A 13561-nucleotide genomic window follows, 5' to 3' on the forward strand; every position below is an offset into this window, starting at 1 on the left:
GAAATTATATTTGTAGAACATCATGATTAAAAAAAGCCGCGAAAAATTAGTCGCGGCTTTATTATAATAAAATATTCTATTTCCCCATCATCAACAGCTCATTACATATTACTTCAGTCATGTATCTTTTATTACCGTCTTTATCGTCCCAAGAACGGTTAGTCAATTTTCCTTCAATGGCGATTTCTTGCCCTTTTTTTACATAATTTTCCACCACGTTGACAAGGCCTCCCCAGACTACGATATTGTGCCTCGTTGTTGACCATTTGTGTTTAATTCCAAAGAAGATAGAGGAGCTATCTGTTTTAGTTTAAATACAAGGCTTTTATTATCGAAGATGATTTCATTCGCTATAGACTCTACGACCGAACGCTTTTCACCTCTACCGAGATCTTTCCAATTATTATAGAAATCTAAAGATTTATTAGCGATGACATCAAATGATGTCTTAGCTTGTTGGAGTTGTTCCAACTCTCTTTCTAAATCTTTGATAGTAGCTTCTAAATTTTCTTTACGCACATAAATAGGTTCATAATGTTTCTTAAATCCTTTGGTTGGAATTTCTCCTTGAATATTTAGTTCTACAAGTTTTTCTAGCTTCTCTTCAAGTTTTTGCAATTCGTTTTTAGCAAACTCAATCTCGTCAGTTTTCAATTGTAATTCTTGAGCATTTGATTTGTTGTATTCTGAAAGTTCTTGGTCTGAAATTAAGAATTGTTTTAGCCTACTGAGAAACACCTCTTCAAGATCATCTTTACCTATTCCATATTTACACTTTTTACAGGTGTAACGATTACTTTTAGATTTAATACTCATTTTGTGCCCTTCGGCACATTTTAAATAACCTGTAAATAAATGAACTCGTAAATTTAAAGGTTGTTTGAATACACTCCCTTTTTCTTGGTCACGAATGATGGCGTTTACCTCATCCCATTTCTCTTCAGAAATAAGAGCAGGACAAGGTAGATATATCCATTCTGATTGAGGTTTAAGGGCTGATGGATTTTCCTTAGAATGTTGTGCTTTATAATTACACCGTCTTACTCCTTTAGCATCAGTATTTTTTAAAATTCTTCTGACGGTAGTATCTGACCATGGCTTTCCTTTGCGAGTTACATATCCTCGTTTATTGAGTTCTTTTGCAGTAGTGCTCATTCTTCGATGTTCAAGAAAAATATCATAGATTAATCTGCGGACGGGTGCTTCTTCTTCATTTATGACAACTTCTGCTTCAACTATTTTATATCCATAGCTCACCATACCTCCAGTAAATTTTCCTTGCTTCCTGCGATAGTTTAAACTTGCTATTTGACGCTCGTAGGTAATTTCTCTTTCATAGGTTGATAGTGCTGATAGGAGTGTATAGAAGAATTTTCCCCCGCTAGTTGAGGTATCGAGCGACTCATTGATAGAGATGAGTGATGCATCATTCTCTTCAAAGAATTTACTATACTCAAGCAGTTCTGAGGTGTTTCTAGCCAAGCGACTTAAGGAACTAATAATTACACCTTCGATTTTGCCCGACCGAATGTCATTAAACATTTGCTGGGTCTGTTTATGGTTGATGGTGCTTTTACCCGAAACCCCTGCAAGGTTATATATTTTAGCAACATTCCATTCCCGTGCTTTGGCGTAAAGTTTTCCACGCTCAATATGGGTCTCAACCGAGTCGGTGTTGTTCACTTGGTCTAATGTGCTTACGCGTATAAATATTCCAACATTCATATTTTCAAGGTTTTACACACTAAGTTAACTCCTTTAGAGTGAAGTTTCAAGCAAATAAGAAGCTTTATTTTTTCGATTTAAAGAGTCTCTTTAGCTTTGATTTAATATAGCTTACATTATCATTTTCTGACATTTCATATTCTGTTACCACTCTATATCCTTTTACCATTTCTTCGTTCTTTTTTGGCAATATCATTAAGGAATTCAATAAAGGTGCAACCCCGTCTGGTTGGATAAATCTTACAAATTGAATATCCTTAGTGGAGAGTTTTTCTGATGCAAGTTTCTCAATTGCCTGTAAGTGTTTTTTGCTTTTAGAAACCATTACTATTGGTATGCATCCCGCCCGCAGACACTTTTTAATATTTTCAACTTCATACGCTGGTTTGTTCGTCTCTGAAATCTCAAATCCTATTTTTAGTCCATCACGTTCCAAAAGGATATCAATTCGGCCACCGTCTTTAGTTGGTGCTTCTATCGTTGCTATAAAATTTCGGTCTTGTCCGAGTTTTTTAATAGTAGATTGCAAATAGGTATGAGTTCGTATTTCTAAAGATTCATTTTCTGAAGCAATAAGTCTATTCCTTTTTTCTTCTGAAATGTTCGATTGGGAATCCTCTATCCTCGTATCTGAAGTATTAAAATCTTCTTCAGTAGGTTTTACTTTTTTTATTTCTTTTGTTGCTTTCTTTCCACCTGATTTTGCTATTACTTTTGGTAGTAATGAAATAAGAAGTTCTTCAACTTCTGCCTTTGGACTAGCATATTTTTGGCGAACACTTGTTATAATAGTATCGCTATAATCTTCTTGATTTTCTATAAGTGGAAAGGTTGTAAGGTTAAAGTCGTTATTACTTGACCCTATTCGCATGATAGCTTCACCTCGACTAAGGTTTTGCAAATCGGATTGCTTAAAATATGAGAACCCAGACTCCAACCGTTTTGCATCATTATCCCCAAGTCGAAAACAGATGCGAATTTTAGGATTTGAAAGTATTGAATTCAATAATGAATTATCTTGAATTTGCCCCAATTCCTGATGGACGATGGTTATACCAAGGGCGTATTTTCTTGCTCCACTTAAAATTCGCTCGATACTCGGAGTGATAAAATTCTGGAATTCATCTAAATACAACATATAGGGCGAACGCTCCTCTCGTGATTCAGATTGGCGAGCAAGTGCCGCTTGATTAAATTTTGCCAAGAATAAGGACCCTAACAAGTAACTATTCTGCTCACCGATGAGACCTTGCGAGAGTTTGAGTAAGACAATTTTATTATCCTTCAAACATTCAGAAATATCTACTCCCGATTTCTGTGCCAACATATATCGCACCAATTTTGGTCTGAGGAAGGTATCAATACGAGTTAAAAGAGGAGCAATACCTTTACGTACCATTGGGTACTCGTGGTGCCAATAATAATGAAGTGAAGGATCATCCACCGAAGTGAGATACTCATTTCTAAAAGATTCTTCGATAAGAAATCGTTTGAGTTCTATCAAGGTACCGCCTCTCGTGCTGCCCAAGATAGTATTGACTGCGTTCTGAAGAACCGCCGTCATATTATCTCCCCAGGCAGTAGCGTGTCGCTTGAACGCTGAAACAAGATCTGATGAAAGAACGATTTTTTCAGCTTCGGTATGTGCTTCTAACAGATTAAAACCAATCGGATAATTACTATCTGAAGGGTCGATGATAATTACATCATTTATTCTATGTTTTGGAATCCGCTTGAGAATGTCATCGCAGATATCTCCGTGTGGGTCAAAAATAGCGCAACCTCGTCCAACTTCTATATCAGCAATTATCATATTGGCAATGAGCGTTGACTTCCCAACACCTGTAACACCAATGATATGCGTATGGGAAAGTCTCGTTTCGGTATCAAGAATAACGGGGTGGCTATGAAGGTGATGGACATTTTCACCAATATAAATTCCTTCTGTTGCTCGATTATCTTGTTGTTTTGTTTTAGCACCCAACCCCAGCTTATCGCTCACCACCGTTTTATTAGGGTAGTGAACAAAATGTGCCAGCTCTTTTGCATTTAAAATAAACCCTATTCTATTGGTTGTTCTGTAAAATATATTCCGCAGGTGGTCATCATATTTATAGCCTTCATTCGATAATGGTATGAGCCTATTATATTCTGAACTGGACACCGTGGTAATAGTTCTTACTAAATCACTAGCGATTGAGCAACTGCGTTTTTCATTTAAGCCTTGCGCTCCAATACGCATAATAACTCCAAAGAGTGGTTCACTGACTTTTTCTTGTGTACCTTTTACAAATTCAGGATTACCTTCGAAGAAACTACCACCACGACCATCGGAAACTGCATACAACATATCTCTTGACCAAGGAGCGGTAACCCCTTTGAAAATGATTTGAAAAATAGCAGTTTCGTTATGCCCTAGAGTACCTAATATAGCAATGATTGATGTTAAGGGATCAATGACGAGATTATCGGTATTATTAATAGGTAGCATAAACTCGTTATCAAGTCCGAAATCTGCTATGGCAAGCTTTTCATTTACATCAAAATTAATATCATTTACATTTCTAGTTTGAGTAACGACTGTTGGAAAAAATGCTTTGAGATGTGATTGCAAACGAGCGCTGTCAAACTTGGCTGATGTAAATTGAATTTTAATTTCACTGTTCTGTGCGAGTATTTCAAAAGAAAAACAGTCTTCCGAAAAACTTATAAGGCATAGTAGTTCCTGCATAAGTGGTGCAGAAATATCCGTTTCTTTTGGAAATGAAATTGTTATACATTCTCTCTTTGCAAAATGAGTAACCGTAGTAGGTAGCATCTCATTAATAACATCTTCGTCACTTTCTTCTTTTGAAGGGCTCAAAAGGTTTGTAAACTGCTTAAGTAAGGATGGAACCCTGCCATCATCAAACTTTTTGGTTTCTGAATGGCTAATTGGAATGAATGGAATATAGGGTGGCTCTACTTCCACGGTCACATCAAAATGAAAATACCCGCGACCTCTAGATTCCCATTGATAAAAATTGACCGTTGCCCGTTCCTCTAACGTACTCAACGTTTAAAGATATCGTTCAGTATAGGCTTTCGTTGAGCCTCGGATAAGGCACGTATTCCTTTTTGGTTGGTGATATCATCGATTACCTTGAGAACAGCTGATTGCGCATAGGTCATAAACATCGATGCAGTATCTACTTTGTAATATGTTACAGGATACAATTTTCTCGCTAGCCAACCTCCTACAAAGGGAATCTTTGAAACCAACAATTGCCCAATAGAATTTTTATACAAAAGCCACCAAGAGATAAAAAATCCATTTCCAAAGGGTGCTGCACAAATATCATATTGATACTCTTTCCAAGTTGCACGCAAGTATGTTCTATTTGAAGAAAATGCGTTTCCTTCTTTTAATGAAACATTTTGAATCTTGATTCTAGTAATACCTTGATTATGCAATTCTACCTTTAAAAGCTTGTAAAACTCTTGACTAGAGAAATTGAAATCATCAATAAGGGTGTTCCAATTGGAATGATAGTTCTTAAACAGTGAGCTAAAAATAAATTTAAGAACTAGAAATAGTATAAGAGCATACAATAAGTACATTCCATAAATAGTGATGTAATATAAAACTTCATTCATAAAATACATTTTGTTTTTAATAAAATTTGATGGCCAAGTCTACTTGTCATTTAAAACTTGAATAATATATGTTTCATTATAAAGATTTGAAGCATCAATCTCGTTTTCAAATAAATTTATATATATGAGACAATAAATTATGTGTTTATTTTCAGCTAAGAGGTTTAAAGCCTATTTACAATTGAAATGATTTAAGTATAATTATTAATATGTCGACAAAAAAAATAATTAATTATATAGCTATAAGTTTTATTCTAGTTTCCCTTAGCTTTATTATGTACTTAATAGGTATTCATTATATAATTGGGCAAAGTATCAAGTCAGATAATAGATTGGCTATGAAACTTGTACATATTGGTTTAAGAGAAATTAAACAAAAAGAGAATTTAGCAACCTCAGTATTATATCCAGAAATTGCAAGTAAAGAACTCAATGAACTTGGTTACTATATTGATTTCGAAAAATCTGAAGACTCATATATACTTGGGGTATCTTTAAAAAGAACTGACCTTATAAATGATTACTACTATTGTATTAATAATAATTATGAGGCAGGACTTTTTGATAATGCCATCTGTGAATTATAAATTATTTCCTTTTACGAAGCATTCTTTCATATTTTTTATGGTAATCTGAAATATATCCAACTATATTCGGTGGAAGTGAATAATTACCCCTAATGGTGCATTGATCAAGATATAATTCTGTCAAATCAACTTCCATCGATCTCATTCTATCATTTGATAATTTATTGAATTTTGTTTTTACAAAGTTTTTGGGTATTTTATAATCATACTTTTTCCTTGCTGATCTCCACAACTGATTGAATACTGACAAATGTAAGATTGCTCCATAGTTATCAACTCTGGAATCTTCAGGTTTACTTACATCATAAAATAGGCAGTGCCAATAAACTTGAGAAGCAATACAATCTAAATTCAAGTTAGATTTTCCGTTAAATGTCTCACCATCTAATCTTTTGACAAGTTGAGCTATGACTCTTGGATTATTTTTCATATCGTTTTGTACATAACGAATTCCCTTCATTGTTAATGTGAGTCCCATTTCTTTTCTATCATAGTCAAAAAATAATTTTTCAATTAGAGGCGACCTATTGATAAATTCAGCCTTGACCTTCTTCTTTTGAGAATAGCCTACATTGAATGTTAAAAACACTACTAATAAAATACTAATTTTTTTCATCATATTTAGTTTTAAGATACCGCTAAGATATTTAAAGAGTAATTTCAAACTATTCATATTCGATGAAATATTGTGCATTCTAACTAAATTCACCCCTAGGGGTGTAAATCATTTAAAGAGAAAAGTCGATTAGGAATATAGCTTTAGGTGGACGCGTGGATTTCTTTCTCCTTATTCCAAATGATAATTGCACGGGATTGGTCAAAATTACCATTGATTTTTTGGACTTTATTAATCCTATTTCTGAGTGATTTTCTACGTGACACTACAGCTTCGATCGTAATAAATAATTTATTTGCCATTTCCTCTTGATTTAATTTAGTCACCCACAATTCCCAGAATTCTATATTCTTTTTAGATAGAGAATACTTACCTATTAGGTATTCTCTAAAATCCTTTGATGTAATTTCCCTCAGTAGTTTAGCTTTTTTCTTTGCCTTAGCTTTTCTATAAATCAAAATCATTATAAGAACAAGGCAACCTATAATAGTGCCATTGATAACCCTTGATTTATTATCAATTTCTTCTTTTTGTTGAGAAATGACATTCTCTTTCTGGTTGACTTCGAATTCAATCCGTTCAAAACTTTTTTCGTACGCTAAAGCAACTTTATCCAGACTATCTCTAATTCTAATGTATTTATTAAAATGCTCAACAGCTTCTTTTCTTGGATACAGACTACTTAAGAGTTTTATCGAACGTAAATAGTCACGATAATTATTTGTTGTCTGTGAAAATTTCTCAGCTTTCTCCGCATAAAAAAGTGCAGTCAAAGTATCCTTTTGTGCTACGGAATATTCGGCCAAATGGATACAGTTAATAATACTGCCATTTAAGTCGTTGATGCTTTCGCGAATTATTAGAGCTTTTTTTAAATCAGCCTTCGTTGAGGTACTATCGCCATTTTTATAATGTGCATAAGCATTATTATCTATTACAATAGCTTTAAGTTTTAAGCTTGTATCGAGCAAACTATCATTTTCTAAAATAATTCTGTAGTTGCTAATTGCCTCATCATATTTATTGTTATCAGCATAGACCTTACCTATATTATTTATGGAATGATAATATAGAATAGGGCTGTCAATAAAAGTTTTTCTTAAATTTTTTGCGAGCGTGTGATATTTTATGGAAAGTTCCTCATCATTTAACTGATTGTATATAATTCCAAGGTTATTATATACAGATGCAATACGACGCTGATTTGTGCCAAATAAAAACTTGAGGGCTTTAAATGATGTTATCTCACTACCCCTATAATCTCTCACGTTTTTTTGTATAATTGCCTTATTCAACAACATACTACCAGCTCGAAGTGAATCACTAAGTAATGCATACTTTTCAAAACTTCTATCGTAATAATAATAGGAGCTGTCCAATTGGTGTATCTGCTTAAAATAAGCACCGCTATATTCTAGGGTTTTAGCATTTGCAAACGTGTCGTTTAGTCGCTCTGTAAGTGAAAGGTGTTGAAAACGATATGAATTAAATTCCTCCCAATTTTTCTTTTTGAATTGGCTTTTTATTTGCCCTATTAGCGAAAGGTTGAGCAAAGAGTCATTATTTTCAAGTTTCTCTTTTATATAAAGAGAGTCAATTGATGTATTATCAAAAGGTGGAGTCGAAATATGGATTTGTTCTTCACAGGATATCAATAAGACGATACCACATAAAAGAAAAAGTTTTTTACAAAATTGAAACATAGATCAAATTTGAATGTAAAAATATGTAATTTTAGTTATTGCATTATAAAATAAGCAAGCCTCTATTAACAAGAGGCTTGCGATACGGGCTGATTAAATAAATATTCTAATCATTATCCTCGTCTGGGTCAACTGGGTCATCAATTTCGTCTCCTGTAGCAAAAGGCGTTTCAGCTTTAGACGTTAACGCCTCTGGCGTACAAGAAGTGAAATTAATTACCAAGCATAAAAGGGCAGTTAAAAACAAACATGCTTTCTTCATAATACAGCTTGATTGTGAAGATTATACCCTAGGAGTATAGTGCTTCGGTTAATCAAGCCCCGGGCTCTGATTTCCTAATCAATTTTTGTCGACTGTGATTAAGAATCTGATTCAAATGTATCGCAGGTTACTACTAAATTAAAATCATGACTAATCTTGAAAAGTCTTGAAAATAAATACGTATGATAAAAAACAAAATTTATACTGAAGAAGATTTAAAAGCAGTAGTATACATTATTGACTATATAGCGGAAGAATATTTTCCAGACTCCACTAATATAAATACTACTGAGTATAAAGAAATCGTTGATTTAATGGATGCTCAAATAGGGAAATCTCTAGGAGTAAGCACTCTTCAAAGATTATTTTCAATCAGAGATAAACCTCACGCTATAAGCTATAATTCCTTAGATACTATAGTTAAATGGTGTTTTGAAGGTGAGTATTCAAGTTATAAAGAATTTCTAAATAAAGCGATTGATGTATATAACAATTATAAATTAATTACTGCAAAAGATATTCATTCAATATTAGAAACTCTTAATGGAAAAAAGCAAAATATTACTCATAAAATTAAATTAGGAAAAATCCCAATCTCATTTAATATAGATGAAGGTTTCACACAAAAACTAATTAAAGAAGTATCTATAATCACTGGGGATTTGATTACTAAGCAAATTAAAAATACCCAAAAGCTATTTGGCGTCACTCCAAATCCTAGGATTAATGAAAGACTTTTTTTGAGAGAAACCAGAAGGCAAAATAATATAGATGAAATTGTAGCAAAAGCAATTGGTTTTGCACGTCAAAAAGAAGCTTCTAAAGAGCACGTAAGTCAGGATTGGATTGTAGAATTTTTTGATATTGCTCAAAATTATTCAAATGAAAATATGCAATATTTGTGGGCAAAATTATTAGCCAGTGAGATAGAACAGCCAAACTCCATATCAAGAAGAACACTATCAATTATTAAATTGTTAGAACCTAATGAGGCAAAGGTGTTTACTAAATTGTGTAATTGCATATGGAACTTCAAGGATACTACTGGATTAAAGGAAAAAATATTAATTTTAGATATGTATCGAAATGAGCAATATTCTGATGAAACTTGGGATTTTGATAGTATGTTTATTCCTCACTTAATCTCTATTGGTTTGGTTAGTGATTCGTTTATTGATATGGATCATAAAAGAATATATAATTTAAATTTTTTTGGTAAAAAGCATGAACTCCACTCTAGTAAAAAATTAGATCAATTGAGTGTTGTCACACTTAGTAGAGCAGGAAAAGAAGTTTTTAATATTATCGAACCCACTCCAAATTATGAATATTATAACTTTACTATTGACTATTTTAATAAAGTGAATGTTCTGAAGAAGTAACTTTATAAACCATCGGAAATACAATACACTTTCTATTGATTATAGATATTAAGAAATACTGAATAATTATATCCAAACCTTTTTTGCTTTAAGAAACCAAAAATTTTAAAAAAAATACAATTTCTAATTGTCTTTTTAATTATATTGAAATCACAAAAGAAATTATGGACTTTAGTTATTGTGGTAAAGAAGATTTAAAACTGTATATAGAAGTATTTATAATTAATAATTATTATGATATTAAAAAGTGGGATGAAGATGAAGACACTGAAGTCAACGATAAAATTTTAGAAAAAATAGTCCTGTTAAAAGAATCTGTAAGTAATCTAATAGATTCTCTAAGGGATCTTTGTTTTCTCATTGAATATCCCTATACTGATAAACTTTATCGAGATGCCTATTCTAGGTATTTTAGCACTCTAAACAAAAATTATAGCCGAGATACCATTAGAATATCCTTATTTACTAAGGATTCGCTAGAAATTTTTAAGAACGATTTGAATACAGAATTATTAAACTTACCTGCGAATGAAAATTTTTTAGGTTACTTTATCATTAGACCAACATATCCCGCAGAGTACTGTCGTAGTTTTATTAATCCTAAGGCATTTAAAAACCTTACAGCTATCACTTGTTTAAGTGAAGGATCCGCACTTATTGAAGGTAAGGAATACTCAACTTTGGGGTTTCCTCATGCATCGCAAGATGGAATTGTACACTCGTGTTCTGAAACTGCAATATGGGTTTTAATGGAGTATTTTGGTTCAAAATATAATTATTACGGAACAACACTTCCATCTGTAATACATAAAATTTTGAGAAAAATATCTTTTCAAAGATTAATACCATCAAAGGGTATGGCTCCTCATCATATAAGCTTTACACTTAGGAAGTTCGGGTTTGGTTCCTTAACATACACAAATACTAAATATAAAGAAGATTTTAAATTTATTATTAACGACTATATAGAATCAGGTATCCCAATTATTGTAATAACGCAAAAAAAGAATAAAACAAGAAGACATGCTTTCTTGATGATTGGTCATACAGAGTCTGAGAGTGGTGATTATATTGAAAGTGATACTCTTGAAAATACCACACCTTTTTTCGAATTTAAAAGAGAAAGAAACGATTCTGATCAAACTCTGTTTTCGGTTATTGACTCTGCAAGTTTTAGTGAACGTAGTTATATTATAATGGATGATAATAAGCCACCGTACCAACAGGCTAAATTAGACGTTATTGGTTCCTATTATGGCAAGGGTCATGATATGGCTAAGGATTCAGAGTTGATGGCAATAATTGTACCTCTTTATCCTAAAATTTACCTTGATGCAGTTGAGGCAAGAAATTTATTTAAAACTATAATTAAAAATGAAGTCTATGGATGGAACTACTTAGAACACACTACAATAATATCACGTCTTTTTCTTACATCTAGTCGCTCTTATAAGAAAAAAATTCGATCGTATATTAAAAATATAGATTTGATAAAAATATTGTTAAATCAAATTATGCCAAAATTCATCTATATTTGTGAAATATCAACTCCAGAATATTATGAAAATAAAGAATCCCTAGGCTTTCATATATTTGACAGTACTGCTTCAAAGTTTGACAATGTTCATAGTAGCTTGATTGCAATAGTTTATCCTGATAGAATTTATATAAACAAAGATGGAGTATTAAGACCTAAAACTTTAAAAGTTTTACCTTTTCCTCTCTATGAAAACAATTTAAAAAAAAATTAATACCTTTGCACAATGAAAAATTCAGCAACACGAATAAGTTTCAAAGAAATTTTAGCAAAACCAACATCAAAGGTTCTTGCTAAATATGATGTTCCAACTGATTATTCAAACTATTCTTCTCAAGAGATTAGAGATGCCGAAAATGATATGGTTAATGACTTTAATGAGTTCAACAAGTATCACGAAGAGGCACAGGAATCTATGGCAGAAGAATTAGCTAATATTACAGTTTAAAAAAGAGAAAGACTAATCTTTCTCTTTCTTTTTATTATTCTTTTTTTCTTTCTTCTTTTTAAACTCTTTTTCAGTTGCCATTAAAGAATCTTGGTCTACAGGATAGATTTCTTCTTCTGTTTCCAAATCGCTAGATTGAAACTTTTCTCCAGAATTATTATCAGTCATAAAATTAAAATTTATAAGATTAATAGATTTTTTTTCTTCTTGATTTTCAAAACATAAATTGTCTACGATAAATAGTAAGATTATAAGGCTGAGTGAAATCAAAATCCATTTAATAGCTGAATTAAGATTATCTCCCAAATTATCAATTCTTAATTTGTTATTATTTAAAGCTGAAATATTTGAACTAAGAATAAATTTTAAGTTATTGCCAAAACTCTCATTAATATGCTTTTCTATTTGGACTGTATTTGGTCCCATAAATAGAGAGCGCCTTTCTAAATTTCCTAAAAGTTTATATGTTGCAATACCAAAAATAAAAATAGGTATAATGGCTAAAATTTTAATATAGTAGTTACTTTCTTTAAGTAAGACTATAATAATAGTAGTAATAAGTGTGACAAATCCAATCAACCCGATTGATGTATTTTGAAGAAAATTTTTGGTTTCGAATTGTTTATTTAAAAGATAGTTTGTTTTATCAATATAGGCTCTTCTTTTTTCTATTTTATCTGCTTGATTAGGCATTGTTTAATTTAAAAATGAGTAACCCAAGGTACTCATTTTTTTTTAATTTTAAATTAACCAAATCTCTCTGGCTTTATCAAATCCTCGTAGTGCCAATTCGTGACAGATAATTCGGTCAATAGGTATTTTATTGTGTAGTATGTAGCGAAGAATTTCTCCGTCAGCAATAGTTACCATTCCAAAGATTGACTCCCAGTGTGATAACAATTCTCTATCCTGTCGAAAGCTATCAAGTTTCTTAAAAGAAACTTCTGAATAGTCTTTTGGTAGAATATCAAGAAAGGACTTATTCAATTCTTGAGCCGTAGCTTCTTCGAACACCGCCTAATTCTTGTCTGGTCCGTTTATAACACCAAAGACAATCCCAGCGATGAGGTATTTAAAGTTGAGCCACATCGCATGGTCAATTGCCTTTTCTTGGTGTCAAACAAATCTAAATGGTCATCCATATTAATTACTTACTATCTGTCGATGGTTCTGTAGCTTTTTCAACTCGACCATTTATAGAAATAATATCATCTCGGGAGGATTTCGGATCTTTACCTTTTTTACGCAACAATCGTTGTGTATTAAAAAGTGAACGACATTTAATGTTGAACTGTGTATAATCGTATGCATCACCTTTATTTTTAAAAGTATTAACATACGCATTATACAGTTCTTCATTGGTCATCTGGTTATCCTTAACTTTTACCATAAGGTCATAAGCAAGTTTAGCTACAGCATTTAGTCCGTTTTCCGATTCTGAAAAATCAAAACCGAGTTCTGTAATCTTCTGTCGTTGGTCTTCGTCGGCATATTTAAGGAAAGTCGAAATATCTTTGCGGTAGTCTTTCAACCGCCTAGCGATTTCTCGTTTCTCTTCTTTTGCCTTTTCGATGGTCTCATCGATTTTCTCCAAGAGTCCTTGGTCTACATTGATATTCTCTATGAGAATATTTACAATACTTGTGTTTTTCATTGTTTCTATTT

General features: G+C 32.2%; 13 protein-coding genes and 1 pseudogene. 4 read left to right on the forward strand and 10 right to left on the reverse strand.

Features of this window, described 5'->3' with window-relative positions:
* Positions 1-76: 76 nt before the first annotated feature.
* From ACSHW7_RS02145 to ACSHW7_RS02160, 4 genes and pseudogenes are all read right to left on the reverse strand, one after another.
* Positions 77-250 (reverse strand): annotated as a pseudogene (locus ACSHW7_RS02145) (single-stranded DNA-binding protein); the annotation flags it as partial.
* Positions 238-1725, reverse strand: coding sequence for a recombinase family protein (locus ACSHW7_RS02150; protein WP_435677669.1), 1488 nt, complete (start codon positions 1723-1725; stop codon positions 238-240). The pseudogene ACSHW7_RS02145 and the gene ACSHW7_RS02150, both read right to left, overlap by 13 nt.
* A gap of 64 nt (positions 1726-1789) precedes the next feature.
* Positions 1790-4780 (reverse strand): type IV secretory system conjugative DNA transfer family protein, encoded by a 2991-nt coding sequence (locus ACSHW7_RS02155; protein ID WP_435677670.1) that lies wholly within the window; start codon positions 4778-4780, stop codon positions 1790-1792.
* Positions 4777-5361: a hypothetical protein gene (locus tag ACSHW7_RS02160; protein ID WP_435677671.1), complete on the reverse strand. Its 585-nt coding sequence runs from the start codon at positions 5359-5361 to the stop codon at positions 4777-4779. The genes ACSHW7_RS02155 and ACSHW7_RS02160 overlap by 4 nt, the downstream gene beginning before the upstream one ends.
* 209 nt (positions 5362-5570) lie before the next feature.
* Between ACSHW7_RS02160 and ACSHW7_RS02165 the strand changes: the two genes are divergently transcribed.
* On the forward strand, positions 5571-5948 hold the full coding sequence (locus ACSHW7_RS02165; RefSeq protein WP_435677672.1) for a hypothetical protein: 378 nt from the start codon (positions 5571-5573) through the stop codon (positions 5946-5948).
* 1 nt (position 5949) lies between these two features.
* Here the strand turns inward: ACSHW7_RS02165 and ACSHW7_RS02170 are convergent, their stop codons facing one another.
* The 3 genes from ACSHW7_RS02170 to ACSHW7_RS02180 form a co-directional block, all read right to left on the reverse strand.
* Positions 5950-6567: a hypothetical protein gene (locus ACSHW7_RS02170; RefSeq protein ID WP_435677673.1), complete on the reverse strand. Its 618-nt coding sequence runs from the start codon at positions 6565-6567 to the stop codon at positions 5950-5952.
* Positions 6568-6707: 140 nt separating this feature from the next.
* Complete coding sequence (locus ACSHW7_RS02175; RefSeq protein ID WP_435677674.1) at positions 6708-8267, reverse strand: hypothetical protein; 1560 nt, start codon at positions 8265-8267, stop codon at positions 6708-6710.
* A gap of 106 nt (positions 8268-8373) precedes the next feature.
* Positions 8374-8529: a hypothetical protein gene (locus ACSHW7_RS02180; RefSeq protein ID WP_435677675.1), complete on the reverse strand. Its 156-nt coding sequence runs from the start codon at positions 8527-8529 to the stop codon at positions 8374-8376.
* A 182-nt stretch (positions 8530-8711) separates the two neighbouring features.
* On the opposite strand from ACSHW7_RS02180, the gene ACSHW7_RS02185 reads away from it, so the two are divergent.
* The 3 genes from ACSHW7_RS02185 to ACSHW7_RS02195 all read left to right on the forward strand — a co-directional run bounded on the left by ACSHW7_RS02185 (position 8712) and on the right by ACSHW7_RS02195 (position 11896).
* On the forward strand, positions 8712-9911 hold the full coding sequence (locus ACSHW7_RS02185; RefSeq protein WP_435677676.1) for a DUF2806 domain-containing protein: 1200 nt from the start codon (positions 8712-8714) through the stop codon (positions 9909-9911).
* Positions 9912-10075: 164 nt separating this feature from the next.
* Complete coding sequence (locus ACSHW7_RS02190) at positions 10076-11662, forward strand: hypothetical protein (RefSeq protein ID WP_435677677.1); 1587 nt, start codon at positions 10076-10078, stop codon at positions 11660-11662.
* A 12-nt stretch (positions 11663-11674) separates the two neighbouring features.
* A complete protein-coding gene (locus ACSHW7_RS02195; protein ID WP_435677678.1) occupies positions 11675-11896 on the forward strand; it encodes a hypothetical protein in 222 nt (73 codons plus the stop codon).
* A 12-nt stretch (positions 11897-11908) separates the two neighbouring features.
* Here ACSHW7_RS02195 and ACSHW7_RS02200 read toward each other — a convergent pair whose 3' ends face one another.
* From ACSHW7_RS02200 to ACSHW7_RS02210, 3 genes are all read right to left on the reverse strand, one after another.
* Positions 11909-12589 carry a hypothetical protein gene (locus ACSHW7_RS02200; RefSeq protein WP_435677679.1) on the reverse strand — a complete coding sequence of 227 codons (681 nt, stop codon included), beginning with the start codon at positions 12587-12589 and terminating at the stop codon, positions 11909-11911.
* A gap of 48 nt (positions 12590-12637) precedes the next feature.
* On the reverse strand, positions 12638-12910 hold the full coding sequence (locus ACSHW7_RS02205) for a hypothetical protein (RefSeq protein ID WP_435677680.1): 273 nt from the start codon (positions 12908-12910) through the stop codon (positions 12638-12640).
* Positions 12911-13043: 133 nt separating this feature from the next.
* The gene (locus ACSHW7_RS02210; protein WP_435677681.1) at positions 13044-13550 is read right to left on the reverse strand and encodes a hypothetical protein; all 507 of its coding nucleotides are present in this window, start codon (positions 13548-13550) and stop codon (positions 13044-13046) included.
* Positions 13551-13561: the final 11 nt, after the last annotated feature.

It is taken from the genome of Patiriisocius sp. (assembly GCF_051252435.1).
Lineage (GTDB): Bacteria > Bacteroidota > Bacteroidia > Flavobacteriales > Flavobacteriaceae > Patiriisocius.

What these genes read in the sequence shown, in the direction of transcription:
- ACSHW7_RS02165 (WP_435677672.1), top strand. Translation starts at nt 5,571, where the DNA reads ATGTCGACAAAAAAAATAATTAATTATATAGCTATAAGTTTTATTCTA.
- ACSHW7_RS02175 (WP_435677674.1), bottom strand. Translation starts at nt 8,267, where the DNA reads ATGTTTCAATTTTGTAAAAAACTTTTTCTTTTATGTGGTATCGTCTTA.
- ACSHW7_RS02160 (WP_435677671.1), bottom strand. Translation starts at nt 5,361, where the DNA reads ATGAATGAAGTTTTATATTACATCACTATTTATGGAATGTACTTATTG.
- ACSHW7_RS02200 (WP_435677679.1), bottom strand. Translation starts at nt 12,589, where the DNA reads ATGCCTAATCAAGCAGATAAAATAGAAAAAAGAAGAGCCTATATTGAT.
- ACSHW7_RS02210 (WP_435677681.1), bottom strand. Translation starts at nt 13,550, where the DNA reads ATGAAAAACACAAGTATTGTAAATATTCTCATAGAGAATATCAATGTA.
- ACSHW7_RS02195 (WP_435677678.1), top strand. Translation starts at nt 11,675, where the DNA reads ATGAAAAATTCAGCAACACGAATAAGTTTCAAAGAAATTTTAGCAAAA.
- ACSHW7_RS02185 (WP_435677676.1), top strand. Translation starts at nt 8,712, where the DNA reads ATGATAAAAAACAAAATTTATACTGAAGAAGATTTAAAAGCAGTAGTA.
- ACSHW7_RS02190 (WP_435677677.1), top strand. Translation starts at nt 10,076, where the DNA reads ATGGACTTTAGTTATTGTGGTAAAGAAGATTTAAAACTGTATATAGAA.
- ACSHW7_RS02150 (WP_435677669.1), bottom strand. Translation starts at nt 1,725, where the DNA reads ATGAATGTTGGAATATTTATACGCGTAAGCACATTAGACCAAGTGAAC.
- ACSHW7_RS02180 (WP_435677675.1), bottom strand. Translation starts at nt 8,529, where the DNA reads ATGAAGAAAGCATGTTTGTTTTTAACTGCCCTTTTATGCTTGGTAATT.
- ACSHW7_RS02170 (WP_435677673.1), bottom strand. Translation starts at nt 6,567, where the DNA reads ATGATGAAAAAAATTAGTATTTTATTAGTAGTGTTTTTAACATTCAAT.